General features: G+C 65.6%; 22 protein-coding genes and 1 tRNA gene. 12 read left to right on the plus strand and 11 right to left on the minus strand.

Features of this window, described 5'->3' with window-relative positions; all coding sequences use genetic code 11:
* The first annotated feature begins 88 nt into the window (after positions 1-88).
* The 5 genes from npdG to HNO88_RS11390 all read left to right on the plus strand — a co-directional run bounded on the left by npdG (position 89) and on the right by HNO88_RS11390 (position 4563).
* Positions 89-739, plus strand: coding sequence for an NADPH-dependent F420 reductase (gene npdG, locus HNO88_RS11370; RefSeq protein WP_184245196.1), 651 nt, complete (start codon positions 89-91; stop codon positions 737-739).
* The gene (locus HNO88_RS11375) at positions 736-1416 is read left to right on the plus strand and encodes a CofC family guanylyltransferase (protein WP_184245198.1); all 681 of its coding nucleotides are present in this window, start codon (positions 736-738) and stop codon (positions 1414-1416) included. The genes npdG and HNO88_RS11375 overlap by 4 nt, the downstream gene beginning before the upstream one ends.
* A 19-nt stretch (positions 1417-1435) precedes the next feature.
* Positions 1436-2293 (plus strand): SDR family NAD(P)-dependent oxidoreductase, encoded by an 858-nt coding sequence (locus tag HNO88_RS11380; RefSeq protein WP_184245200.1) that lies wholly within the window; start codon positions 1436-1438, stop codon positions 2291-2293.
* A gap of 28 nt (positions 2294-2321) precedes the next feature.
* The gene (locus tag HNO88_RS11385; protein ID WP_184245202.1) at positions 2322-3242 is read left to right on the plus strand and encodes an LLM class F420-dependent oxidoreductase; all 921 of its coding nucleotides are present in this window, start codon (positions 2322-2324) and stop codon (positions 3240-3242) included.
* A gap of 64 nt (positions 3243-3306) precedes the next feature.
* Positions 3307-4563 (plus strand): MFS transporter, encoded by a 1257-nt coding sequence (locus HNO88_RS11390; protein ID WP_184245204.1) that lies wholly within the window; start codon positions 3307-3309, stop codon positions 4561-4563.
* Here the strand turns inward: HNO88_RS11390 and thiE are convergent, their stop codons facing one another.
* Positions 4564-5208, minus strand: coding sequence for a thiamine phosphate synthase (gene thiE / locus HNO88_RS11395; protein WP_184245206.1), 645 nt, complete (start codon positions 5206-5208; stop codon positions 4564-4566).
* A 77-nt stretch (positions 5209-5285) separates the two neighbouring features.
* Between thiE and HNO88_RS11400 the strand changes: the two genes are divergently transcribed.
* Positions 5286-5678: a hypothetical protein gene (locus HNO88_RS11400; RefSeq protein ID WP_246381615.1), complete on the plus strand. Its 393-nt coding sequence runs from the start codon at positions 5286-5288 to the stop codon at positions 5676-5678.
* A gap of 100 nt (positions 5679-5778) precedes the next feature.
* Here HNO88_RS11400 and tsf read toward each other — a convergent pair whose 3' ends face one another.
* A complete protein-coding gene (tsf, locus tag HNO88_RS11405) occupies positions 5779-6699 on the minus strand; it encodes a translation elongation factor Ts (RefSeq protein WP_184245208.1) in 921 nt (306 codons plus the stop codon).
* A 109-nt stretch (positions 6700-6808) separates the two neighbouring features.
* Positions 6809-7561, minus strand: a complete 753-nt coding sequence (gene rpsB, locus HNO88_RS11410; RefSeq protein ID WP_184245209.1) for a 30S ribosomal protein S2 — start codon at positions 7559-7561, stop codon at positions 6809-6811.
* A gap of 381 nt (positions 7562-7942) precedes the next feature.
* On the opposite strand from rpsB, the gene HNO88_RS11415 reads away from it, so the two are divergent.
* Entirely contained in the window at positions 7943-8221 is a 279-nt protein-coding gene (locus tag HNO88_RS11415) for a hypothetical protein (protein WP_184245211.1), read from the plus strand.
* A 646-nt stretch (positions 8222-8867) separates the two neighbouring features.
* Here HNO88_RS11415 and HNO88_RS11420 read toward each other — a convergent pair.
* The 3 genes from HNO88_RS11420 to HNO88_RS11430 all read right to left on the minus strand — a co-directional run bounded on the left by HNO88_RS11420 (position 8868) and on the right by HNO88_RS11430 (position 10728).
* A complete protein-coding gene (locus HNO88_RS11420; protein ID WP_184245214.1) occupies positions 8868-9701 on the minus strand; it encodes a CDP-alcohol phosphatidyltransferase family protein in 834 nt (277 codons plus the stop codon).
* Positions 9702-9735: 34 nt separating this feature from the next.
* On the minus strand, positions 9736-10485 hold the full coding sequence (locus HNO88_RS11425; protein ID WP_184245216.1) for a phosphatidylserine decarboxylase: 750 nt from the start codon (positions 10483-10485) through the stop codon (positions 9736-9738).
* Positions 10486-10642: 157 nt separating this feature from the next.
* Positions 10643-10728, minus strand: a tRNA-Tyr gene (locus HNO88_RS11430).
* A gap of 175 nt (positions 10729-10903) precedes the next feature.
* Between HNO88_RS11430 and HNO88_RS11435 the strand changes: the two genes are divergently transcribed.
* From HNO88_RS11435 to HNO88_RS11445, 3 genes are all read left to right on the plus strand, one after another.
* A complete protein-coding gene (locus HNO88_RS11435) occupies positions 10904-11713 on the plus strand; it encodes a TrmH family RNA methyltransferase (protein ID WP_184245218.1) in 810 nt (269 codons plus the stop codon).
* 567 nt (positions 11714-12280) lie between these two features.
* Positions 12281-14056, plus strand: a complete 1776-nt coding sequence (locus HNO88_RS11440; protein ID WP_184245220.1) for a hypothetical protein — start codon at positions 12281-12283, stop codon at positions 14054-14056.
* A gap of 170 nt (positions 14057-14226) precedes the next feature.
* On the plus strand, positions 14227-14823 hold the full coding sequence (locus HNO88_RS11445) for a response regulator transcription factor (RefSeq protein WP_246381618.1): 597 nt from the start codon (positions 14227-14229) through the stop codon (positions 14821-14823).
* Between the two features lie 71 nt (positions 14824-14894).
* Here HNO88_RS11445 and HNO88_RS11450 read toward each other — a convergent pair whose 3' ends face one another.
* On the minus strand, positions 14895-15089 hold the full coding sequence (locus tag HNO88_RS11450; RefSeq protein ID WP_184245222.1) for a hypothetical protein: 195 nt from the start codon (positions 15087-15089) through the stop codon (positions 14895-14897).
* Positions 15090-15226: 137 nt separating this feature from the next.
* Between HNO88_RS11450 and HNO88_RS11455 the strand changes: the two genes are divergently transcribed.
* Positions 15227-16021, plus strand: a complete 795-nt coding sequence (locus HNO88_RS11455) for a class I SAM-dependent methyltransferase (RefSeq protein ID WP_221419978.1) — start codon at positions 15227-15229, stop codon at positions 16019-16021.
* 310 nt (positions 16022-16331) lie between these two features.
* On the opposite strand, the gene secA is transcribed toward HNO88_RS11455, so the two are convergent.
* The 3 genes from secA to HNO88_RS11470 all read right to left on the minus strand — a co-directional run bounded on the left by secA (position 16332) and on the right by HNO88_RS11470 (position 19728).
* Positions 16332-19070, minus strand: a complete 2739-nt coding sequence (gene secA, locus HNO88_RS11460; protein WP_184245224.1) for a preprotein translocase subunit SecA — start codon at positions 19068-19070, stop codon at positions 16332-16334.
* Between the two features lie 97 nt (positions 19071-19167).
* Entirely contained in the window at positions 19168-19446 is a 279-nt protein-coding gene (locus HNO88_RS11465) for a hypothetical protein (protein ID WP_184245226.1), read from the minus strand.
* Between the two features lie 63 nt (positions 19447-19509).
* Positions 19510-19728: a hypothetical protein gene (locus HNO88_RS11470; protein WP_184245228.1), complete on the minus strand. Its 219-nt coding sequence runs from the start codon at positions 19726-19728 to the stop codon at positions 19510-19512.
* A gap of 98 nt (positions 19729-19826) precedes the next feature.
* Between HNO88_RS11470 and HNO88_RS11475 the strand changes: the two genes are divergently transcribed.
* A complete protein-coding gene (locus HNO88_RS11475) occupies positions 19827-21647 on the plus strand; it encodes a DUF885 domain-containing protein (protein WP_184245230.1) in 1821 nt (606 codons plus the stop codon).
* A 136-nt stretch (positions 21648-21783) separates the two neighbouring features.
* On the opposite strand, the gene HNO88_RS11480 is transcribed toward HNO88_RS11475, so the two are convergent.
* Complete coding sequence (locus HNO88_RS11480; protein WP_376768770.1) at positions 21784-23397, minus strand: phosphoenolpyruvate carboxykinase; 1614 nt, start codon at positions 23395-23397, stop codon at positions 21784-21786.
* Positions 23398-23482 lie beyond the last annotated feature (85 nt).

Consider the following 23482-nt stretch of genomic DNA (forward strand, 5'->3'; position numbering starts at 1 on the left):
AACGTGGACTATTCGTTGGCATCGCCAAGCCGCTATCGGCAATGCCCATGGCCGCGCAACAGGCAAATGGACGGGAGACGGACGAGACATGGCATCCATCGCGGTAATCGGGGGAACCGGCGCCCTCGGCAAGGGCATCGCGCGCAGGCTGGTCAAGGCCGGGCACGAGGTGACGATCGGCTCCCGCTCTGCCGAGAAGGCGCAAGCCACGGCGCAAGAACTGGGCGCGGCCGGTTTTGCCGCCAATGCCGAGGCAGCGCAGGGCAAGGACGTGGTCATCGTCACCGTGCCGCACGCCTCACAGGGCGACACCCTGGCGCAGATCCGGCCGCACGTCGGCAACGCGATCGTAGTCGACACCACCGTTCCGCTGGTGCCGCCCAAGGTCATGCGCGTGCAGCTTCCCGCCGAGGGCAGCGCGGCGCAGCAGGCGCAGGCACACCTGGGCGCCGACGTGCGACTGGTGACCGCGTTCCACAACGTCTCGGCCCACCATCTCGACAGCGATCATGCGATCGAGTGCGATGTGCTCGTGTTCTCCGACGACGTCGAGGCGCGCAAGACGATCGTCGACCTGTGCCCGGGCATGGGCCTGCGCGGGCTTGCGGGTGGAGCCCTGGCGAACTCGGCCGCGGCCGAGGCGCTGACTTCGATCCTGATCTACATGAACAAGACCTACAAGGCCGACGGCGCCGGCATCCGCTTCACCAACCTGACGGAGGCTCCGGCGATCCCGTGACGCCGTCGGCGCCTCTCTGCTGGGCGGTCATCGCGGTCAAGGCACCGGGAGAGGGGAAGACGCGCCTCGCCGGCGTGCTGGATGCCAGCGCGCGCGAGCGGCTGGTCACGGCGATGCTGAAGCGAGTAGTGGACGCGGCGCAGGGCTGCCACGCGGTGGAGCGAGTGTGCCTGGTAGGGCCCTCGAACCACGGGCTGGCGGTCACCTTGCTGAACGATGAGGGCGCCGGCTTGAACGAGGCGTTGTCGTCGGCGACGCAGCAACTGCAAGGCGCGTACGGCAGCGACGAAGCTGTCGGCGAAAGCGCGCGAGATGGCGCAACCGATCCTGTATCAAGTCCGGGACGACGTTGGCCGGCACCGCAGCGCGTGATCGTGCTCGCAGGAGATCTGCCGCAGGTCGATGCGGCCGATCTCGCCATGCTCGCCGACGTGCCGGACGATGCCATCGCGATTGCCCCCGATCGCCATGGCACCGGCACCAATGCGCTGTCGCTGCCCGCTTCCGCGATCGCCGATTTTGCCTTTCGGTTCGGCACCGGCAGCTTCGCCGCGCACCGTGGCGAGGCCTGGCGGCTTGGATACAAGGCGAACGTCCAGCTCAGCGCCGGGCTGGAGAAAGATATAGACGAGCCGGCAGACTTGCCGGATGCGATCGACTGCCTGGAAGAAGCATAGCCAAGAGCCGAGGGAGAGAATGGATACAAACGACATCAAGCTCACTGGCATGGCCGCATTCGTCACCGGCGGCGGTGGCGGCATCGGACGGGCCTCGGCGCTGTGCCTTGCCGACATGGGCGCGGACGTCGCCGTGGTCGACATCATTCCAGAGCGCTGCGAGCAGATGGTCGCAGAGATCGAGCGCCGCGGCGGCAAGGCCCTGGGATTGCCGGTCAACGTCATGGAAGTCGGCCCGCTGCAGGATGCGGTCGCCCGCGCCGCGGACGCATTCGGCCGCATGGACGTGCTGGTCAACAATGCAGGCGGCGTCACCCGCCGGCCGTTCCTCGACCTGCAGGAGAAGAACTGGCGCCGGCACATCGATCTCAACCTGATCAGCAACCTTGCCGCCACGCAAGCCGCGGTGCCGGTGATGATCCGGGGTGGGCGCGGCGGGTCGGTGATCAACGTCAGCAGCATCGAAGGCTCGCGTGCGGCGCCGGGCTACGCCGTCTATGCAGCGTGCAAGGCCGGCATCAACAACCTGACGCGCACGCTCGCGCTCGAGTTCGCCGAGCATGGCATCCGCGTCAACACGATCGCGCCCGACTTCACCCGCACTTCGGGCACCAATGGCCAGTTTACCGGCCCCATCGACGAGAGCCAGTGGCCCCCGCTCAGCGAGTCCGCACTCGACTCGATCCGCCGCCGCATCCCGCTCGGGCGCACCGGGCTGGAGGAGGAGTGCGGCAAGGTGGTCGCGTTCCTCGCCTCCTCGCTCGCCAGCTATGTCACCGGCACGATCATCCCGGTCGACGGCGGCTCCTGGGCCTCGAGCGGGTGGGTGCGCAACGCCAACGAAGACTGGGTGCTGCCACCGGAAATCGCGCGCTGACCCTTACGCCATCATCAGGAACCCACTCATGACCTTCACTCTCAGCACCACCCTGCCCTTCGACCACATCCAGCATCCCGACGAATTCGTGTCGATGGATGCGGTGCACCAGTGCGCGAAGGCGATCGAGCAGGCCGGCTTCTACGCCGGCACCGTCACCGACCATCCAGTGCCATCGGCACGCTGGCTCGACAGCGCCGGCCACTATGCGCAGGACCCCTTCGTCATGCTCTCGATGGTCGGCGCGGTGACGACCACGCTGCGGCTGCAGACCAACATCCTGGTGCTGCCCTATCGCAATCCCTTCATCACCGCGCGCATGGTCTCCTCGCTGGACCGCTTCACCAACGGCCGCGTGATCCTGGGGCTCGGCGCCGGATACCTGAAGGCCGAGTACAAGGCGCTCGGCGTGGAGTTCGACAACCGCAACGACCTGATGGACGAGTACATGCGAGCCATGAAGCTCGCCTGGACCGGGGAAGACTTCGAGTTCGAGGGCACCGGCTACAAGGCTCTCGGCAATCGCATGCTGCCCACCCCCGTGCAGACGCCGCACCCGCCGCTGCTGGTAGGCGGCAACTCAAAGCGCGCGCTGCGTCGCGCCGTCGAACTGGGCGATGCGTGGCACCCGTTCTTCGTCCCCAAGCAGGTGACCGACACCGCGCGCACCGCGAACCTGTCGGAGGACCAGGACATCGTCGACGCCATCGCCTACATGGCCGAGCACGCCGCAAAGATCGGGCGCGAAACGCCGCCCAAGGTCATCGCCTCGTCCACGTTCACGCTCCAGGGTAATTGGAGCGCACAGGAAGCGCTCGACCACTACGCGCAGCTGAAATCGCTCGGAGTCGATGGCTCGGGCGCCAGTATCTACACCGACAATCGCACCGAATATTGCGAGCAGGCGCTGAGGTTCGGCGAGGACGTAATCGCCAAAATCGACTTCTGATCGGACGTGTGTCTATCACCGGCAAGCGGATAACAAGCACGCAGCGCCACGAGGGGGTGTCGGGATGGAACAGGCGCTGACGGCACGGACCGAGTGGAAACGATCGTGGCCGACCGTGCTTGCGGCCATGATCGGCATGTCGTTCTATTCGGTGATCACCTTCTCGCTGAGCACCTTCATGGGGCCGCTGGAGCGTGAGTTTGGCTGGAGCCGCACCGCGCTGTCTTCCGGACTGACGATCTTCGCCGGCATTTCGATGCTCGGTGGCCCATTCGTCGGTGCGCTGCTGGACCGCTTGGGAACGCGCAAGATCGCCATTGCCGGCCTGGCGCTGTGCGGCTGTATCTTCGCCGCCTTCGGCACGCTGACCGGTGCGCTCTGGCAGTGGATCACGCTCTACGTCGCCTATGGCCTGTGCGCGTTGCTGTTCAAGTCGACGGTGTGGAGCGCGGGCATCTCCAGTGTGTTCACCCAGGGCCGCAGCCTGGCGCTGGCGGTGATGCTCAGCGGATCGGCGATCGGGCAGACGCTAGCACCGATGATCGCCCATGCGCTGATCGATGCCTTCGGCTGGCGCATGGCCTACGTCGCCATGGGCCTGGGCTGGGCCGGCGTGTCGCTGCTTCTGGTGGTGCCGCTCTACTTCGACGCCAAGGCGCGCATCGCTCGCGGCCCCGCTGGAGACGGCGTCCCTGCCGCGAAGATCGTGCTACCCGGCCTGACGATCCGCGAGGCGAGCCGCGACAGCCGCGTGATCCGCATCGGCGTGGCGGCCCTGCTCGCCTCCGTGGTCGGCTCCGGCGTAACCGTCCACCTCGTGCGCATCGTCTCGGAAACGGGCATTCCGATGAACCGCGCCGTGGAGATCGCGGCCCTTGCCGGAGTGGCGGGGCTGGTCGGCAAGCTCGCGGTCGGCTGGCTGCTCGACAAGGTGCAGGGCAGCGTGCTGCCATTCTCCGGCTTCGCCATCGGAGCTTTCGGTCACTTCCTGCTGATCGGCTTGTTCGAGGGGATCGCGCCCAAGATCGTCGGCGTCATGTGCGTCGGCTTCGCCGGCGGCGCGGGGCTCCAGATCGCGACGTATCTCGCCAGCCGTTATGCCGGGATGCGCAACTTCGGCGCCATCCTCGGCACGATCAGCTCGGCGATGATGGCCGGCACCGCGCTCGGCCCTCTCTTCGCCGGCATGGTCCACGATGCGACCGGCAGCTACGACATGCTGGAGTCGATCGCCGCACCGGTCATGCTGCTGGCCGCGTTCCTGTTCGTCGGGCTCGGCCCCTACCCGGTGTTCCGGAACCCGGAGGACCAGGTCGCCTGATCAGGCGCGCGCTGCTCCGATGGCCTCGTGGAAGGCCCTGACTGCCACGGCCTCGTCTCCGTTCCACACCGCGCCACTAACCGCCAGGAAGTCCGCGCCCGCCCTCACCAGCGGCGCGCAATTCGCGGGCGTGATGCCGCCGATCGCGACGCAGGGCAGTTCGAACACAGCTTGCCACCATTCGAGCAGGTCGAGGCCGGCGGTGTGCTTCACGTCCTTGGTTGTCGTCGGATAGAAAGCGCCGAAAGCGACGTAGTCGGCGCCCAGATCGCCCGCCTCCATCGCCATGTGCCGGCTGTCGTGGCACGTCACGCCGATCTGGGCGTCACGGCCGAGTTCCTGGCGCGCTTCGACCGGGTCGCCGTCGTCCTGGCCCAGATGGACGCCATCGGCGCCGAGGCGCTTGGCGAGGCTGATCGAATCGTTGACGATGAAGGTCACGTCACGCGCGGCACAGATCGCCTGCAGCGGCTCCGCGAGGCGCGCGGCCTCATGCTGGTCGATATCCTTGACCCGAAACTGGAATGCACTGACCGGCCCCGCATCCAACGCCCGGGCAAGCCGATCCGGAAAGCCGCCGCCGACCTCCAGTGGCGATATCAGGTAGAGGTGGCACTCGGGCGGCGGATCGTCTTTGTCGAACATCACCGCGCTCTAGCCCGAGCGAGCGAGCCCGCCAAGCGTTCGGCATCCATTCAGCCGGCAAACTGGACCGAGGGTGCATGAGAACGAAGCTCCTTGCCGCGATGGCCCTGACCCTGACCGGCTGCGCTGCCACAGTGCCGCCATCCCCATCCGTCGGGCAAGCGGACGGGCTCACCCGCGCCGCGCTCGGGCAGACGGTCGGAGTGGGCGGCCCGAAGGTGACGCCCCTTGCGTTGCTGGAGGACAGCCGCTGTCCTGCGAACGTCCGGTGCGTGTGGGCCGGGCGCGTACGCCTGAGCGTCCGCGTGGATCTTGGCAGCGGTAGCCAGGTGCGTGAACTGACGCTAGGCGCACCCGTTCCGGTCGCGGATGGAACTCTGGAACTGGTGGAGGTGTTGCCCGAGAAGGTCGCAGGCACCATCGCACCACAGGATTACCGCTTCGGCTTCCGCTTCATGGGTGGGTTGTAGGCGCTCCTCTCCCGGCCGGGGAGCAACGCAACGCAAAGCAAACGGGCCGGAAGCTCACGCCTCCGACCCGCTCGTACTACTCGCAATAATAAGCCGAAGATCAGCCCTGCAGCGCGGCGACCTCGGCCGCGAAGTCGCTGACCTGCTTCTCGATGCCTTCGCCCAGCTGGAAGCGCACGAAGTCCTTCAGGACGATCTTCGTGCCCGCTTCCTTGCCGGCCTGGTCCACGACCTGCTGGATCGGCGTCTTGTTGTCGATCACGTAGATCTGGCTGAGCAGCGCGTTCTCCTTGGCGTACTTCGCCACGGCGCCATCGACCATCTTCGCCTGCACGGCCTCGGGCTTGCCGCTCTCGGCTGCCTTCTCGGCCGCGACCTTGCGCTCGCGCTCGATCAGGTCGGCGTCGAGATCGTCGGCGTTCAGCGCCAGCGGGAATGCCGCGGCGATGTGCATCGCGATCTGCTTGCCCAGCGCCTCGAGCACTTCGACCGATGCCTCGGATTCAAGCGCGACGAGCACGCCGATCTTGCCCAGGTTCGGCGCGGCGGCGTTGTGCATGTAGGGCACGACGAGACCCTTCGACACTTCGACGGTCTTGATGCGGCGGATCTGCTGGTTCTCGCCGATCGTGGCGACGTTGTTGGTCAGCGCATCGCCGACGGTGCCGCCGGTCGGGTAGGCTGCGGCCTTGAGAGCCTCGACGTCATCGCCCGACACGTCGAGCGCGGCCTGCGTGGCGTTACGCACGAAGTCCTGGAACTGGTCGTTCTTGGCGACGAAGTCGGTCTCGGAGTTGACTTCGACGGCCACGCCCTTGGTGCCGGTCACGGCGACGCCGACCAGGCCCTCTGCCGCGGTGCGGCTGGACTTCTTGGCGGCAGCGGCCAGACCCTTGGAGCGCAGCGCGTCGACTGCGGCTTCGAAATCGCCGTCCGTCTCGGTCAGCGCCTTCTTGCAGTCCATCATGCCGGCGCCGGTGCGCTCGCGCAGGTTCTTCACGTCAGCGGCGGTGTAAGCCATCGCTCAAATTCCTCTTGCTTGAATGGGCAGGCGCGCCGGGCCCTGTGGACCCGGCGCGCGACATTTCGATGACGAAGCATCGGCTCGCGTCGGGCTTGCGCCCAACGGCTTACGCCTCGACGGTTTCCTCGACCGGCACGTCCAGCGCGCCGATGTCGACGCCCGAATCGACCACGCCCTCGCGGTGCCCCTTGGTCGCGGCCTGGGCAACGGCTTCGCAGTACAGGCGCACGGCGCGGCTGGCGTCGTCGTTCGCCGGGATCGGAAACGCGATGCCCTGCGGGTTCACGTTGGTATCAAGGATGGCGACGACCGGGATGCCGAGCACGTTGGCCTCCTTGATCGCCAGGTCTTCCTTGTTGGCGTCGATCACGAACATCACGTCCGGAATGCCGCCCATGTCGCGGATGCCGCCGAGCGACAGCTCGAGCTTGTCACGCTCGCGGGTCAGCTGAAGGATTTCCTTCTTGGTCAGGCCGTGGGTGTCGCCCGAAAGCTGCTCTTCCAGCGACTTCAGACGCTTGATCGAGCCAGAGATCGTTTTCCAGTTGGTGAGCATGCCGCCCAGCCAGCGGTGGTTGACGAAATGCTGGCCGCACGAGCGCGCGGCCTGGGCGATCGGCTCCTGCGCCTGGCGCTTGGTGCCGACAAACAGCACCTTGCCGCCGGCCTGGACCGTCGAGGAGATGAAATCGAGCGCGCGGGCGAACAGCGGCACGGTCTGCGACAGGTCGATGATGTGGATGCCGTTGCGGGCGCCGAAGATGTACGGCTTCATCCGCGGGTTCCAGCGGTGGGTCTGGTGGCCGAAGTGCGAGCCGGCCTCGATCAGTTGCTGCATGGTGACGACAGGTGCCGCCATAAGTATTTCCTTTCCGGTTGAAGGCCTTCGCGATGGAAAGCCGGCCTCTGGGATGCTGGAACCGTGCGGAGACCCCGCTGCGGCACCGGTGTCGGTGCATCCCATGTGGATTCGCTGCGGCCCTTGCCACCCGTGAATCGGGAGGAAAGGCCGCGGCGCGCTGCCTCTACAGGCTTCGGCACGGCAAATCTACCGTCATCTCGTCGCGCCCGCACTTCATCTCGCCTCAAAGTGGATGATTATCGCACCAGTACAGGAACTTATCATGGTTAATCCGTATTTGACGGGTATCGACCAAGATCAGCGCGCTCGAAAAAGACGGAGCGGGCGATCTACCGGCCGGGAAGATAACAGGTCGAACGACCTGTCCGGAGACGCCGTATGAGCATCATCGCCCCGATCCTGTTCGCCCTTGTGGGTCTTGCCGCAATGCTTGTGATCTCGCGTTGCGTCGCGTCCAATGTCGACGCGGTTCTCGAACTCAAGCGGCAGGTCGCGATGGCTGCATACGGCAGCGAAGTGATCGTCAATTTCCGCGAGCCAGAGCTGGACCTCGATCCGATGTCTAACGTGCGCCGCCCCCGTCAATCGCGCCATGCCCTGCCCAAGCCCATCACGCACCGCCTGCACCAGTTCGCAAAGCCGCGTTCCGTCGCTTGAGGGCATTGTGCGACCAACGCGAATGGCTTTTCTAGCGATGGTCGGATACGACTACGGTTACTAGCGCTTGCGAGGCGTGGTTCGTCCGACTGCAATTGGATCATACCAGCTCGAATTTCTCGGCGTCTGATGGTGAGCTGGCTCGGATCAGGTTTTGATCCCGGTAACACATATCCTGGCGATCAGTCGGTAGCCAAAGTTCGGCATCACCTTTCCGCCAAACACCGCGCCTCGCAAGGCCGTGACCAGTAAGCGCGCTCGGTTTGTGAGAGCAACGCCAGCTATCCCCGCACGTCTTTGATCCATCACCGTTCCTCGCTGCGATCACGAATCGGTTGACGAGCCGAACAAACCATGAACATTGTTCCGTTAGAACATCGATAGAACGGATATGGCTGATCCACAAGCTATCCACAGCTTCTCAGCAGATCCGTCCATCAAGGAGACAATGCCATGCTGACCAGTGCGTGCGCCTTCCTTTTCGCGCTCGGAGCGTTTGCCGCGCTCGCCGCGATCGCAGCAACGCTGCATGACTTCGCGCCCGATGTCGCAGCGCTACGCGTGCGTCGGCTGACCGGGGAGCGCCCGCTGCTCGTCACCTGGCGAATACTGTCGACGCCGGCGATCGGATCGCCAGTCGTTGCGCTCAGGGCCTCGGGCCCGGGGCGGAAGGCTGCTGGTCATGCTGACCTGCATGCGAAACCGGGCTCGCTGAGGCACGCCGCCTGATCTTCAGATAGCGCAGAACGCCAAGCGGGATGAGCGCAAGATAGGCGAGGGTAATTCCGGCCAGCGTCAGCCAGGGCTCGGTCAGCAGCGCTGCCATCAGGAGGCCGATCAGTGCCAGCAGGCCGATGCGCAAGTGATTGGGCGGGCGCACACGAGACCAGCTGAACGTCGGCAAGTTGGAGATCAGCAGGAACGCGACCAGCAGCATCCAGATGCCGACTCCGCCAGGATGGGCAAACTCCTCGCGGCCACTTGCCAGCCAGATGTAGATCGGCAGGAAGGCAAGGCCCGCACCGACCGGAGCCGGAACCCCGGTCAGGAAGCCGGCTTGCTTGTGCGGCTGGTCAAGACTGTCCAGCCGGGCGTTGAAGCGCGCGAGGCGCAGCACGCAGCAGATCGCGAAAGCCAGCGCCGCGATCCAGCCGAAACTGGGCTGCTCGCGCAAGGACCAGAGATAGACGATCAACGCCGGCGCCACGCCGAACGAAATCGAATCGGCCAGACTGTCGAGCTCCGCACCGAAGCGTGACTGCGCCTTGAGCAACCGTGCAGCGCGGCCGTCGATGCCGTCGAGCAGACCCGCAAGGATCACGGCTTGCACCGACTTCTCGAAATCGCCGGCGATGGCGAAACGAATCCCGGTCAGGCCCGAGCAGAGCGCCGCCGCGGTGATCGCGTTGGGCACGAGTGCGCGCAGGCTGAGGCTGCGAGCCAGCCGCCGCTCCGCGCGCTGGTGGTCGCGATCGATCATGGCCGCACTCTCATGGGCATGGACAGGGCTGTGCTCATTGCGCGATCCCCTCGATGACCCGCGCGTCACCCAATTCGGCCAGCACCGTCTCACCGGCGATGACCTTCTGGCCCAGCAGAACGCGCGGTTCGGTGCCTAGCGGGAGGTAGACATCGACGCGGCTGCCGAACCGGATCAGGCCCACCCGCTGCCCGCCTGCGATCATGTCGCCCGGCTTGACGAACGGGACGATGCGCCGTGCGATCAGTCCGGCGATCTGGGTGAAGCACAAGGTCACGCCATCGCCACGCTCGATCATCACGTGCTGGCGCTCGTTCTCCTCGCTCGCCTTGTCGAGATCGGCGTTCACGAACTTGCCGGGAATGTAGACCACGCGCCGCACCGTGCCGCCGATCGGCGCGCGATTGATGTGGACGTCGAACACACTCATGAAGATCGACACCCGCGTCACCGGCTCTGGATCGAGCGGACGGGTGCCGCTGCCATCGTCCATGGTCAGCTCACGCGGCGGCGGGACTTTCCGGATGAGGGTCACCAGTCCATCGGCCGGCGACACAATCGCACGCTCATCCTGAGGCACCACCCGCTGCGGGTCGCGGAAGAAGGCGAGCACGCCCAGCGTCAGCACGGCCAGGGGCCAGGCAAGCCACGACCAGCCCAGGATGACCGTGAACAAGCACACGCCGGCCACGATCGCGCCGAACTTGCGTCCTTCGGAATGGATCGACGGCCAGCGCCACGACGCTTCGCCGCGTCCCTGATTGTCTAGGATTTCGCCGGGCATTCCATCCATCTAGGCTGTGCGCCCTCCCACCGCAATGACGCGAAGGGAAATGCCCCGGGGTCATGGTTGTTTCTGGCAGAGCGCGATCGACACCGTCGTCTTGAGTGCGCAGTGGCCGACGTTGAGCGTTGCAAGTTTGCGATAACGGAAAGGCGGGTGGTGGACAGGGCTGGATTCGAACCAGCGTACGCTTGCACGGGCAGATTTACAGTCTGCTGCCTTTAACCACTCGGCCACCTGTCCACACCGTTTCCGCGGTTGGCGGGAGACCCGCCGTACAGTGCCCGAAGGCACCGCGTCGCCGAGAGGTGGCGCCAATGCCCAAGCGAGCCTTGCCTGTCAATGGGGTGACTGGCAGGGAGCGCCGCATTCGAGAAATTGGCGCGGACGATCGGCGCCGGGTTGGAAGGACCAGGACATGGCTAAGGGCGGCGACTCCACAGGAGCAGGAGGCAAGGCGCTACGCGGCCGCGCGGGCCGGATGAAGAACGGGCGCGGCTCGGGCCGGGCCTCCTCGGGCGCGGTTCGGCTGTGGGGTCGGCACGCGGTAGAGGCCGCGCTGCTCAACCCTGACCGCGTCCACCGCAAGCTGTGGGCAACGCGCGACGGCGTCGAATCGCTGAACGGCGACCTGCCTCCCGATTTTCCCGTAGAATGGGCCCAACCCGCCGATCTCGCGCGCCTGGTCGCGCGCGACGCACCGCACCAGGGGCTGGTGCTCGAATGCGAGCCGCTCGACGACGTGTTCCTCGCCGACGTGCTCGAGGGAGAGGCGCAGCGTCCGATCCTGGTGCTCGACCAAGTGACCGACCCGCACAACGTTGGCGCGCTGATGCGCACGGCCGCCGCCTTCGATGCCGTCGCCGTGGTGACGCAGGACCGACATGCTCCGCCCGAATCGGGCACGCTGGCCAAGTCGGCATCGGGGGCGCTGGAGATCGTGCCCTGGGTGCGGGTGGTGAACCTCGCTCGTGCTCTGGAGGAGATCGCAGAGGCCGGGTACTGGCGCATCGGGCTTGCCGGCGAGGCACAGATGACCCTGGCCGAGGCGCTGCCGGCCGGTCCGGTCGCGCTGGTCCTCGGCGCCGAGGGCGAAGGCATGCGCCACAACATCGCGCAGCACTGCGATTCGCTGGCGCGGCTGCCGATCCACGAGGCGATGGAGAGCCTCAACGTCAGCAATGCCGGCGCCATCGCGCTCTACGCCGTGGCGACGCGGGTCGTGTAGGCAATCGTCTGGAACGCCCCGGACAGAGAGAGCGTGAGTCAGTAACGACGCCGGATCGCTGCAGCGCCCGCCTCGCTCTGCTTGCTCTTGCTGGCCGTGCCGGCTGGTCCCGGGCTAGTTCGTCTGGGACCTCGGCATGCGGCACGACGGCACCTTCTCGTCGGCGCGCGCACGAACGCGGCGCTCAGCGCATTGCTGCGGCATCAGCTCTGAGCCGAGCGTGCGAGGCTCGCCCTGGATTTTCGGGCCGGTGTCGCGTTAACCTTTAGACTGCTTCAACGGGACGCGTCGCATCACACTGCGTGCGCACTCGCGCGCAAAGCCGCAGTCGGCGCAGCATTCTACTTGCCTCACCGCCCCCGCACTTACGCGACATGGTTAATCGCTTCAGCTTTCTTGGGCCGTTGTCCCTACACCGCGCCAAGCGTCGCCTTAGCCAGAATGTCCGCATAGCGCCCTTCGCCGGGCAACGCACACGCCGCGGCGGATCTTCAATCTCGAGAGTGGCCCGCACGTCGGTCATCGGCGGCGGTCAGCGCGCTCACGAGTCCTTTTCGGGGCGCAAAGATGAAATACGGTGTAAAGTCGAAGTCGATGATCATGTTGCTGCCTCTGCTGGCGGCCTGCTCGGGGTCGGATGGAGAAGCCCCGGTTGCTGCGGCGCCGGAGCTGGGAACCGCCGTCGCGGCGCAGAGCGTCACCCAGCCCTCCGCGGCCATCAAGCCGTTGAGCGACTTCGACGTCTGGGCCCGGCGCCTGATGGCAGACCGGATGAGCCCTATCGTCGCTGCGGCGGGCGACCTCTCGCAGGCATGGGTCGGCGCCGATAGCCGCACCGCCAACGTGGTCGTGCGCGCACCGCGTACCGCCGGCAAGGCGACCGTTGCCATCAGCGCTCCGGCTGCGGGCGGCGACGCCACGCCGGTGTTCCAGAACGCGATCGCGCAGCTCAAGAAGCAAGGCGGCGGCGTGCTGAAGGTCGCACCCGGCGAGTACGTGTTCCGCACGCTTAACACGATCAACAACAGCGCGCACCTGCTGCTCACCGGCCTCGCCGACGTCGACATCCAGGCGACCGACGCCAATTTTGTCTTCCAGAACAACGCCGACGGCATTTTCATCCAGGATAGCCAGCGCGTGCGCATTTTCGGCGCCAAGATGCGCGATTCGCGTTTTCTTTCCGGCACCGGTCGCATGAAGCTGGTCAACGGCGAGATGCGCCTGATTCTCGATCAGCCCCTGCCCGACGGCGTCAGCATCGTCGGGGTTGGGCCGATGAACGAAGGAAGCCGCACCTGGCCGCAGACGCAGAAGCGCTCGGTGTTCTTCCCCGGTGGCAACCAGGCCGTGCGAATCGACAGCCGCACTTTCACCGGTCCCGAATTCAAGGTTATGCCGGACGGTCAGTTCGTTTCGATCAAGTACACATACTACGGCAACCGCGCGGTCTACATCCGTGACAGCTACACCGGCACCAACGAGGACATCGTGCTCGATGGTGTGCGCATCGGCTCGATCGGCGGCATCGGCGTTCTGATCAAGTCGCGCGGCCGCGGCTTCGCGGTCCAGAACTCGTCGTTCGCCGCGGACGCGGGCCGGCCGATGAGCACCAACTTCGACGGCATCCACGTGATCTCCGCCGCAGGCGACATCCTGATCCGCGGCAACTCGATCCTGCACACGGGGGACGACCCGATCAACTTGCGCTCGATCATCCACAAGGTGACCGCGCTCAACACCAACAGCGTCACCATCAACAACGACGCACGCATGGTGCGCAAGGCCGACGAGCTGGCGTTCTTCAACAAGAGCGGCGAGTACCTGGGTCGCCGGGTCGTCACCAGCGCGCCGGTGATCGGCAATAGCGACACGGTGACATTCGGCCTCGCGGCCGGCGAGCCTTACGGGGAAGCCGCCTATGCGCGGGACATCAACATGACTCCGCGCCGCTTCGCGGTGGTCAACAACACCATCGCCGAGACGGTCGGCCGCGGCATGCTGATCCAGGTTGCCAATGGCTTGATCCAGAACAACACGCTGCGCAACCTGCCGCGCACCGCGATCCGCCTGCTGACCAGCTTCGATCCGTGGCTGGAAGGGGCCGGTGCGATCAACGTGCGGATCAGCAACAACACCATCGAGGGCGGCCGTGCGGAACAGGGCTTCAGCTTCGTGACCGGCATCATCACCTCGATCGGGGAAGTGGTTTCGGCCAAGATCCCGACCAACATGCACAACGGTCCGCTCAGGATCGACGGCAACAAGTTCATCGCGCCGAACACGGCCTGTCTGGCGCTCTACAACGCCAAGGACGTGGTGCAGCAGAACAACACCTGCGGATGATCGAGCACGCCGGCCACTCACTGGGTGGCCGGCCTATCGTCCTGGAGCATGGAACCGGCGCGACGCTCCGGAAAGTCGACCTTCGCGTTCGTCCGATGGCGGGAAATTGCGATGTTAATGATCGGCCACGCGAACTTCACAGTGATCGCAAAGTTGCTAAACAGTACCACATGTCTCCGCGTGTCATGATCGAACACAGCCCGCTCGCGGCTGTCATCAGCAACCCCCGCCTCCCCGACAACCCCATCATCGAATGCAACGTGCCCTTCCTGGAACTCACGGGCTACAGTCGAGACGAGGTTATCGGCCGCAACTGCCGCTTCCTGTCGGGTCCGGACACCGAACCGTGGCTGAGCGACAAGATGCGCGAATCGATCCATGCGCAAAAGCCGGTGCTGGTGGAGATCCTGAACTATCGCAAGAACGGCACCTCGTTCCGCAATGCAGTCATGGTGGTGCCGCTGTTCGACGAGGATGGCGAGCTGCAATACTACCTCGGCTCGCAAGTGGAGGTGCCCAAGGGCGCCGGCTATCTGAACGGCAGCGCCGAAGGGCTGTCCTCGTCCAAGGGCAAGGTCGAAACGCTGACGGCACGCCAGCGCGAGATCCTGATCCAGATGGCCGACGGCAAGCTGAACAAACAGATCGCATTCGACCTGGGCCTGAGCGAGCGCACCGTAAAGATGCACCGCGCCGCCCTGTTTCGGGCGCTGGGCGTGAAGACCAGCGCCGATGCGATCCGGATTGCGGTAGAGGCGGGGCACTGACGGAGCATCGCGCGGCTGGCTGACAGCACTCCGTTGCGTTCGCGTTGAGGCCGGCAAGATCAAGCTCGAGTTTATCGGTTAAGGCCCTGCTCGACTTGGTCGTCTATGCCGACACGGCCGTTGTCACCGGCGTTGATCACCTCGGCGACACCGCCTTGGGCCAAAGGCAACATGAGCTTGCGCTCCACCGACGGGCTGATCCATCGCGAAGGGCGCTGGCAGCGGATGCTGCAACAGGCGACGAAGACGTCGAAGTTCTGAGGCATGCCAGCATCGTCTCGCGCGCGAACTTTGACAGGTTTCGCCCAATATCGGACGTCACAGTGGGTGCGGTGACCGTGCACGATGCACTTCACTATAGGCCGACATTGCAAGCCGGACCGCTTCGTCGCAGATAGCACTGATGGCTGAGCAAACTGACGTTGTTGATGTCGGCGATCAGGCTCGTGCCGAGTTGGCAGACCTAATCGACCGGCAGATGAGCCCGCTCGGCTTGGCCGCAATGCATGCGCTTGCCCCCGAGCCCGGCCATACCGTGCTGGACGTGGGGTGTGGGGCAGGTCAGACAATCCTGCAACTGGCAGACCGAGTTGGCCCGTCCGGTCGGATAATCGGAGTTGATCTAGCTCCCCGCGTGCTGGCCGTTGCGCGCCGAAGAACGGCTCACCTGCCGCAAGTGGAGTTGCTTCAGCAGGATGCCGGTGCCCTCCCGCTGGCCTCGCAAAGTTTGGACCGGGTATTCTCGCGTTTCGGAACGATGTTCTTCACCAGCCCCGTTGCGGCCTTTGCCAACATGCGCAGGATGTTGAGGCCGGGCGGAAGGGTTGCGTTCGTCTGCTGGCGATCAATGCATGAGAACGAACTCGACGTCTTTTGTGTCGAGGCTGCCGGATTGCCGATCAACGTCGACGTGTCGCCGTTCAGCTTTGAGAGTGCCGCCGCTGTTGAGCAGGTGCTTGGTTTGGCAGGGTTCTACGAGATCAAGGTCTCCGCCTACGACGCGCAGATCTCCTGTGGCGACGTAGAGGCAACGTTGAAGGTAGTGACACGCGTCGGCGCGCTGGGGAAAGCACTTCGAGAGAACCCTGCGCTGCTTGCTGACGCCGAAGAGCCGGTGCGCGCGGCCCTGACTGCGCGTGAGCAGAGCGGCTCGGTCCATCTGGGCGCTGCGACGTGGATCGTTGTCGCCACTGCATAATGAACGCTGGCTTCCGGCAGCTTTCCACCCCAAAGCAGCCGTCACCCTGAACTTGTTTCAGGGTCCATCAGGCCGACTGCCGGCACTCTGATCAGCAGACCGCCTTTGCGTCTTGAGCGGGCAGCGTCAGAGCGTCACGGCGCGATGGATGCTGAAACAAGTTCGGCATGACGAGTTTGGTGGAGCACGCCGGCTCCACCCCAGGTCAGACAGAGTCACCCGCAGGTTGCCACCCCGAAAGTGTGCTCTGTGTCGTAACCGGTCCCGGGTCGAGCCCGGGACGACGCCAACCTGCACCGCTGCTCGGATCTCAGCTCAGTGCGCCGTGGCAGTGCTTGTACTTGTTCCCAGACCCACAGGGGCACGGCGCGTTGCGGCTGATCGTCAGGTCGGCATAGGGGTTCTCGCCCGAGGCGCCCGGGCCCACGGCCGCCTGTGGCGCGCTGGCAAGAGCGCCGAACAGCGCGGCCTGACGCGCGGAGCCGTCACCGTCCGCCGAATCGTCGAAGCCGGTCAGCGGATCGATGTGGCCGGTCAGGAAGTCGGGCAATTCCGGCAGGTCCATCGGCTCGGGCATGCGCAGTTCGCTGACCGACAGGATGCGGGTCACGTCCTCGCGGATCGTTTCCAACATGCGCTCGAACAGGCTGAACGCCTCCTGCTTGTACTCGTTGATCGGCGTCTTCTGCGCATAGGCACGCAGGAAGACCACTTGGCGCAGCGCGTCGAGGGTGGCGAGGTGCTCCTTCCAGAAATGGTCGAGCCGATCGAGCAGGATGCTCTTCTCGACCTGGCGCCAGATCGTCGGGTCATCCTGCGACATCTTCGCGGCCATGTGCTCGTCGGCGAGCGCGGCGACACGCTCCTCCACGACCTCGGGATCGACACCGTCTTCCTCGATCCAGGCCTCGATGGGGATCTCGATGCCAAGCACGTCCAGCGCGCGCGCCTTCAGCTGCTCGACGTTCCAGTTCTCCGGATAGGAGTTGGGCGGGCAGGCATCGGCGACGATCGCGTTGACGGTGTCCTGACGCATCTCGACCACGACATCGTCGACCGTCTCGGCATCCATGATGTCCGAGCGTTGCTCGTAGATGACCTTGCGCTGGTCGTTCATCACGTCATCGTACTCGACGACCTGCTTGCGCACTTCGTAGTTGCGCGCCTCGACCTTCTTCTGCGCGGTCTCGATCGCCTTGCTCAGCCACTTCGAACCGATCGCCTCGCCATCGGCGAGATTGCTGTTCATCATGCGCGAGAACAGCGTGTCGGGGCCGAAGATGCGCAGCAGATCGTCCTCCAGGCAGAGGTAGAACTTGGACAGACCCGGATCGCCCTGACGGCCCGAGCGGCCGCGCAGCTGGTTGTCGATGCGGCGGCTCTCATGGCGCTCGGTGCCGATCACGCACAGGCCACCGGCAGCGAGCACTTGCGCCTTCTCGGCCGCGACCTCGGCCTTGATCTTGGACAGGGCTTCGTCGCGCTCAGGCCCCTCGGGCATGTCGCGCAGCTCGTCCTCGACGCGGAACTCGACGTTGCCGCCCAGCTGGATGTCGGTGCCGCGGCCGGCCATGTTGGTGGCGATGGTGACTGCGTTGAGCCGGCCCGCCTGCGCCACGATGTGCGCCTCCATCTCATGGAAGCGCGCGTTGAGCACGTTGTGCTGCACGCCTTCCTTGGTCAGGAAGTCCGACAGCAGCTCCGATTTTTCGATGGAGACGGTGCCGACCAGCACCGGCTGGCCGCTTTCGTAGCGCTCGCGGATCAGTTTTGCGATGGCGGCGAACTTGTCGAGCGTGTTCTTGTAGAACTCGTCCTCCTCGTCGACGCGGCGCACCGGCACGTTGGTCGGGATGGTGACGACGTTGATCTTGTAGATGTCGAAGAACTCGGCCGCTTCGGTCGCCGCGGTGCCGGTCATGCCCGAGAGCTTGGGGTACATGCGGAAGTAATTCTGGAAGGTGATCGAGGCCATGGTCTGGTTCTCGGGCTCGATCTGCACGCCCTCCTTGGCCTCCACCGCCTGGTGCAACCCGTTCGACCAGCGCCGCCCGTCCATCATGCGGCCGGTGAACTCGTCGATGATGACGACCTTGCCGTCTTTCACGATGTAGTCGATGTCGCGCTTGAACATGACCACCGCCTTGAGCGCCTGGTCGAGGTGGTGGACCACCTGCGTGTTCTCGACATCGTAGAGGTTGGAGCCTTCGAGCAGCCCGGCCGCCTCAAGGATGCGCTCGGTCTTCTCGACGCCGTCCTCGGTCAGCGTGACGCTCTTGCTCTTCTCGTCGGTCTCGTAGTCCTCCGGATCGAGCGTCTTCACGATCGCGTCGACCTGCATGTAGAGGTCGCTCTTGTCGTCCGTCGGACCCGAAATGATCAGCGGCGTGCGCGCCTCGTCGATGAGGATCGAGTCCACCTCGTCGACGATCGCGAAGTTGAAGGGCCGCTGCACCATCTGGCTGCGGTCGTGCTTCATGTTGTCGCGCAGGTAGTCGAACCCGAACTCGTTGTTCGTGCCGTAGGTGATGTCGGCCGCGTAAGCCTCGCGCCGCTCGTACTCGTTGAGATTGGGCACGATAACGCCCACCGTCAGGCCGAGGAAGCCGTGGACCTGGCCCATCTGCTCGGCGTCGCGGCGAGCGAGGTAGTCGTTCACCGTGACGATGTGGACGCCCTTGCCCTCCAGCGCGTTGAGGTAGGTGGCGAGCGTCGCCACCAGCGTCTTGCCCTCACCCGTGCGCATCTCCGCGATCTCGCCGCGGTGGAGCACGATGCCGCCGATCATCTGGACGTCGAAGTGGCGCATGCCGAGCACGCGCCTGGCCGCCTCGCGCACCGTGGCGAAGGCCTCGGGCAGGATGTCGTCGAGCGTGCTGCCGGCCGAGAGCTGCTGACGGAACTTCTGCGTCTGCGCGGAAAGCTCGTCGTCGCTCATCGCCGAGATGGTCGGCTCGAAATCGGCGATCTGGCGCACGAGCTTGTCGAGCGACTTGACGTAGCGCTCGTTGGACGAGCCGAAGATGGACTTGACGATGGCCCCAAGCATGGCGGGATTCCTGTAATTTGAAGATGCTGGCGCACGAACGCGCAAGAGGCGCCCACGGTGTCGCGGCGCCGGATCAATCTATGGCAAGCGGTGGCGCTTACTCGCGCGCGCGGTCTATCCCGATGCGCACGCCCACGAAGGCGAGCGTCGGTGCATGCTCCGCACCCTCGTCGTCCGCGACCATGCGGGCATGGCGCCGTCCCGGCTCAGGCAGGCGCGCCAGCTCCACGGGAGCGGCCGGAGCCCTCACGGCAGCAGGTGCGACGATCGCCACGGCCGCCGTCTGCGGCGCGCAGCCACGCGCCTGGGCCGGCGCAAGCTGCGCAGCCAGGCCCGTCAACAGGGCCAGCAAAGTCAGGAACAGGCGGTTCGCCATCGTCGCCGGAGATAGTCGCGGCGCGCCCGGGTGTCCACCACGTGCGACGAAAACGGTGGAGACTTACTTGACCTTCGGCTGCGGTGCCTGCGTCGCAAGCATGTCGCTCGGCACGGACCCGCTCTCCATCGGCACCGTCCAGATCGCCACGTTGAGGACCATGATCGCGGCCAGGATCAGCATGAGCCAGCCCTGCTTGCGCAAGCCGCGGCGAAACATGAACCAGGCGCCGACGACCAGGCCGATGCTGCACAAGACCAGGAGCGAGAGAGCGATATCCATGGCCTTCTCGTTAGCCGCGTGCCGCTGCGAACGCGAGAGGGCTGGACGTTGACTTGACCCTTCGCGGTTCGCATCGTGGCATTATGCAAAAGACCGGTATGACGCGCCGCCTGGCGGTGCAGGCGATCGCCGCGAGCGGTGCCACCCTCTCGCTTCCCTCACAAGTCCTGTCCGCACCTCAGCCTTCCGGCGATGTCGCGGCGCAGCTCGATGCCATGGCCTGGAACCTGCTGGCCCTGAAGCCGGAGAGGGCGACATCGAAGGGCGTCGACAAGGGCGCGCATGCCGCGCTGCGGGGTCGGGTGGAAGATCGCTCGATAGCCGGGCAAAGGTCGATCGCGCGGCAGCTTCGCAAGGACCTGACGTCGTTGGAGCGGATCGACACGACGCGCCTCGACCCGGCGCGGCGCACCGACGTGGAGGTCGTGCGCAGTGCATATGCGACGGCGCTCGACGGCTTCGCCCTGCCCTATGGCGATGTCGCGGTGGGTGATTGGCGGAATGCGCCTTACGTCGTCATCCAGAATGCAGGCGCCTACCTGGACGTGCCGCGCATGCTCGGCGCAGACCAGCCCGTGGCCGATGCGGCCGATCTGGAGGCGTTCCTGGCGCGGCTGGGTGCATTCGGCGAGCAGCTCGACGGCGAGACCGAGCGGACCCGCGCGGCTGCGCAAGCGGGGCTGATCCCGCCGGACTTCCTGCTCGGCAAGACGCTGACGCAGCTGCAGGCGACGCTTGCCGACGCACGCGCTCCTGATGGTGGTACGCTGGTCAAGGCGATCGGGCGGCGCAAGATGGATGTGCCCGGGCGTTGGGAACTACGGGCACGCGAGCTCGTCATTGCGAGGGTGGTGCCGGCGCTGGAGCGGCAGATCGCCGAGATCGAACGCCAGCGCCCGCGTGCCACAAGCGCGCCGGGCATGCGCGAGCGGCCGCACGGCGAAGCCTATTACGCCTGGGCGCTGCGGGCGAGCACGACCACGCGCATGATGCCTGAGGAGATTCACCAGCTCGGCGTGCAGCAATTGGCCGAGATCCACGCGCGGATGGACCCGCTCCTGCGCCAGCTGGGCTATACGTCAGGCACAGTCGCCGAACGGGCGATCGCTTTGCAGCGCGACCCGCGTTTTGCCTATCCGACCGGCGATGCAGGCCGCAAGGCGATCGTCGCCGCCATGGAAGAGCGCTTGGCCTTCATCCGCACCCGCCTGCCTCGCGCCTTCCGCCGCGTGGTCGACGCCAAGGTCGAGATCCGCCGCCTACCCGAAGCCGAGGAAGCCGGCGCACCGCCGGCCTATGGCGGGCCCGGCTCGATCGACGGCTCGATCCCGGGGCGCATCTGGGTAAACTTGGGCGACACGACGATGCACAACAAGGCGAACATCGGCGACCTCGTTTTTCACGAAGGCGTGCCGGGCCACGTGTATCAAGGCAACTACACGCTCTCGCAACCGCTGATCCGCAGCATCCTGGCATTCAACGCCTACTCCGAAGGCTGGGCGCTCTATGCCGAGCAGCTGGCCGATGAACTGGGCGCTTACGACGGCGATCCGGCCGGACAGGTGGGCTACCTCTCGGGCCTGGCATGGCGGGCTGTACGGCTGGTGATCGACACCGGCATTCACGCCAAGGGCTGGTCTCGCGAGCAGGCGCGGCAGGCTTTTGTCCAGGCGACCGGGCTGCCGGTGGCGACAGCGGCGTCGGAGGTGGATCGGTACTGCTCTTGGCCGGGCCAAGCTTGCGGCTACAAGGTGGGGCACAACGAGATCAACCGGCAACGGGACCGAGCCAGGACGGCACTCGGCGCGCGGTATGACCTGCGCGACTTCGACCAGGCGGTGGTCGAGGGCGGCAACGTGCCGCTCGACGTGCTGGCTGGGAACGTCGAGCGCTACATCGCCGGTGCGAAGCAGGTGTGAAACGTGCGTGGTCCCGGGTCGAGCCCGGGACCACGCTGGCCGCCGAACTCTCTGCGCACCCCCAAAAGACAAGCGCCGCAACGTCGAAACGTTGCGGCGCCGTCGCCTCCCCGTCGGGAGGAAACTCGAACCGGGATCAGGCCGCGACGGGAGCTGCCTTGCGGACGCCCTCGTCGACATGCTCTTCGAACTGCTCGAAGTTCTCGATGAACTGCTTGACCAGCGTCTGCGCCGTCTTGTCGTAGGCGACCGGATCGGCCCAGGCGCCGCGCGGGTCGAGCAGCTTGCTGTCGACGCCCGGAACCGCGACCGGAACCTCGAAGCCGAAGTTGGGATCTTCCTTGAACTCGGCCTCGTTCAGGCTGCCATCGAGCGCGGCGTTGAGCAGCGCGCGCGTCGCCTTGATCGGCATGCGCTTGATGCCTTCCATGGTCGCCATGCCGCCCGACCAGCCGGTGTTGACCAGCCAGCACTTAACGCCGCCCTTGGCGATCCGCTCCTTGAGGAGGTTGCCGTAGACCGAGGGGTGGCGCGGCATGAACGGCGCGCCGAAGCAGGTCGAGAAGGTCGCTTCGGGCTCGGTCACGCCGATCTCGGTGCCCGCGACGCGCGCGGTGTAGCCCGAGAGGAAGTGATACATCGCCTGATCGGGCGTAAGACGCGCGATCGGGGGCAGCACGCCATAGGCATCGGCGGTCAGGAAGATCAGGTTAGCCGGCACCGGACCCAGGTTCTTCTCAGAGGCGTTCGGGATGAAGTCGATCGGGTACGAACCGCGGCTGTTCTCGGCCAGCGAGTTGTCGTCGAGATCGATCTTCCGGGTCTCGGGATCGATCACGACGTTCTCCAGCACCGTGCCGAAGCGCTTGGTGGTGGCGAAGATTTCGGGCTCGGCCTCTTCCGACAGGCGGATCATCTTGGCGTAGCAGCCGCCTTCGAAGTTGAACACGGCGGTATCCGACCAGCCATGCTCGTCGTCACCGATCAGAGTGCGGCTGGCGTCGGCCGAGAGCGTGGTCTTGCCGGTGCCCGACAGGCCGAAGAACACGGCGGTCTTGCCGTCGTCACCGATGTTGGCCGAGCAGTGCATCGGCATGACGCCCTTCACCGGCAGCAGGTAATTGAGGATGCCGAAGACGCTCTTCTTCATCTCGCCGGCATAGGAGGTGCCGCCGATCAGGATCAGCTTTTCCGAGAAGTTGACCGCGATCACCGTCTCGGTGCGGCTGCCATGACGCTCAGGGTTGGCGCGGAAGCTGGGCAGGTCGATGATGGTGTATTCGGGCGCGAAGCTGGTCAGCTCCTCGGCCTTGGGGCGCACCAGCAGCGTGCGGATGAACAGGTTGTGCCACGCGAACTCGTTGATCACGCGCACGTTCACGCGGTGCTCGGGCTGCGAACCGCCGAACAGGTCGGCGACGTAGAGCTTGTCCTTCTGGCCGAGCGCCGCGAAGAAATCCTCCTTGAGGTTCGCGAAGTGCTCGGGCGTCATCGGCACGTTGGTCTTGCCCCACCACACGGTGTTCTCGGTCTCGGCGTCACGGACGATGAACTTGTCCTTGGCCGAGCGGCCGGTGTGCTTGCCGGTCTGGACCACGAAGGGGCCATCGGCCGCCAGCATCCCCTCTCCGTTTGCGACGGCATGCTCGACCAGCGGCGCGGTGCCCAGGTTGGCAAAGATCGTCGCGTCGGTCGTGATTCCCTGGCGGTCGAGAGGATAGCTGAGCGATGCAGTCAAGGTCGTCTCCATGATGTTGACGCTCGGGGAAAAGCGCCAGGACGGCGAGTAAATAGAGAATCGTCGTTGCCGATAAGCGGCCCGCCTCATCCCGTCA

This window comes from Novosphingobium chloroacetimidivorans (assembly GCF_014204535.1).
GTDB lineage: Bacteria > Pseudomonadota > Alphaproteobacteria > Sphingomonadales > Sphingomonadaceae > Novosphingobium > Novosphingobium chloroacetimidivorans.

Coding starts and splice junctions, on each gene's coding strand:
- thiE (WP_184245206.1), bottom strand. CDS start 5,208: ATGTTCGACAAAGACGATCCGCCGCCCGAGTGCCACCTCTACCTGATA.
- HNO88_RS11400 (WP_246381615.1), top strand. CDS start 5,286: ATGAGAACGAAGCTCCTTGCCGCGATGGCCCTGACCCTGACCGGCTGC.
- HNO88_RS11420 (WP_184245214.1), bottom strand. CDS start 9,701: ATGATCGATCGCGACCACCAGCGCGCGGAGCGGCGGCTGGCTCGCAGC.
- HNO88_RS11440 (WP_184245220.1), top strand. CDS start 12,281: ATGAAATACGGTGTAAAGTCGAAGTCGATGATCATGTTGCTGCCTCTG.
- npdG (WP_184245196.1), top strand. CDS start 89: ATGGCATCCATCGCGGTAATCGGGGGAACCGGCGCCCTCGGCAAGGGC.
- HNO88_RS11380 (WP_184245200.1), top strand. CDS start 1,436: ATGGATACAAACGACATCAAGCTCACTGGCATGGCCGCATTCGTCACC.
- HNO88_RS11445 (WP_246381618.1), top strand. CDS start 14,227: ATGTCTCCGCGTGTCATGATCGAACACAGCCCGCTCGCGGCTGTCATC.
- HNO88_RS11450 (WP_184245222.1), bottom strand. CDS start 15,089: ATGCCTCAGAACTTCGACGTCTTCGTCGCCTGTTGCAGCATCCGCTGC.
- HNO88_RS11415 (WP_184245211.1), top strand. CDS start 7,943: ATGAGCATCATCGCCCCGATCCTGTTCGCCCTTGTGGGTCTTGCCGCA.
- HNO88_RS11465 (WP_184245226.1), bottom strand. CDS start 19,446: ATGGCGAACCGCCTGTTCCTGACTTTGCTGGCCCTGTTGACGGGCCTG.
- HNO88_RS11425 (WP_184245216.1), bottom strand. CDS start 10,485: ATGCCCGGCGAAATCCTAGACAATCAGGGACGCGGCGAAGCGTCGTGG.
- rpsB (WP_184245209.1), bottom strand. CDS start 7,561: ATGGCGGCACCTGTCGTCACCATGCAGCAACTGATCGAGGCCGGCTCG.
- HNO88_RS11475 (WP_184245230.1), top strand. CDS start 19,827: ATGACGCGCCGCCTGGCGGTGCAGGCGATCGCCGCGAGCGGTGCCACC.
- HNO88_RS11480 (WP_376768770.1), bottom strand. CDS start 23,397: ATGGAGACGACCTTGACTGCATCGCTCAGCTATCCTCTCGACCGCCAG.
- HNO88_RS11385 (WP_184245202.1), top strand. CDS start 2,322: ATGACCTTCACTCTCAGCACCACCCTGCCCTTCGACCACATCCAGCAT.
- tsf (WP_184245208.1), bottom strand. CDS start 6,699: ATGGCTTACACCGCCGCTGACGTGAAGAACCTGCGCGAGCGCACCGGC.
- HNO88_RS11390 (WP_184245204.1), top strand. CDS start 3,307: ATGGAACAGGCGCTGACGGCACGGACCGAGTGGAAACGATCGTGGCCG.
- HNO88_RS11470 (WP_184245228.1), bottom strand. CDS start 19,728: ATGGATATCGCTCTCTCGCTCCTGGTCTTGTGCAGCATCGGCCTGGTC.
- secA (WP_184245224.1), bottom strand. CDS start 19,070: ATGCTTGGGGCCATCGTCAAGTCCATCTTCGGCTCGTCCAACGAGCGC.
- HNO88_RS11435 (WP_184245218.1), top strand. CDS start 10,904: ATGGCTAAGGGCGGCGACTCCACAGGAGCAGGAGGCAAGGCGCTACGC.
- HNO88_RS11455 (WP_221419978.1), top strand. CDS start 15,227: ATGGCTGAGCAAACTGACGTTGTTGATGTCGGCGATCAGGCTCGTGCC.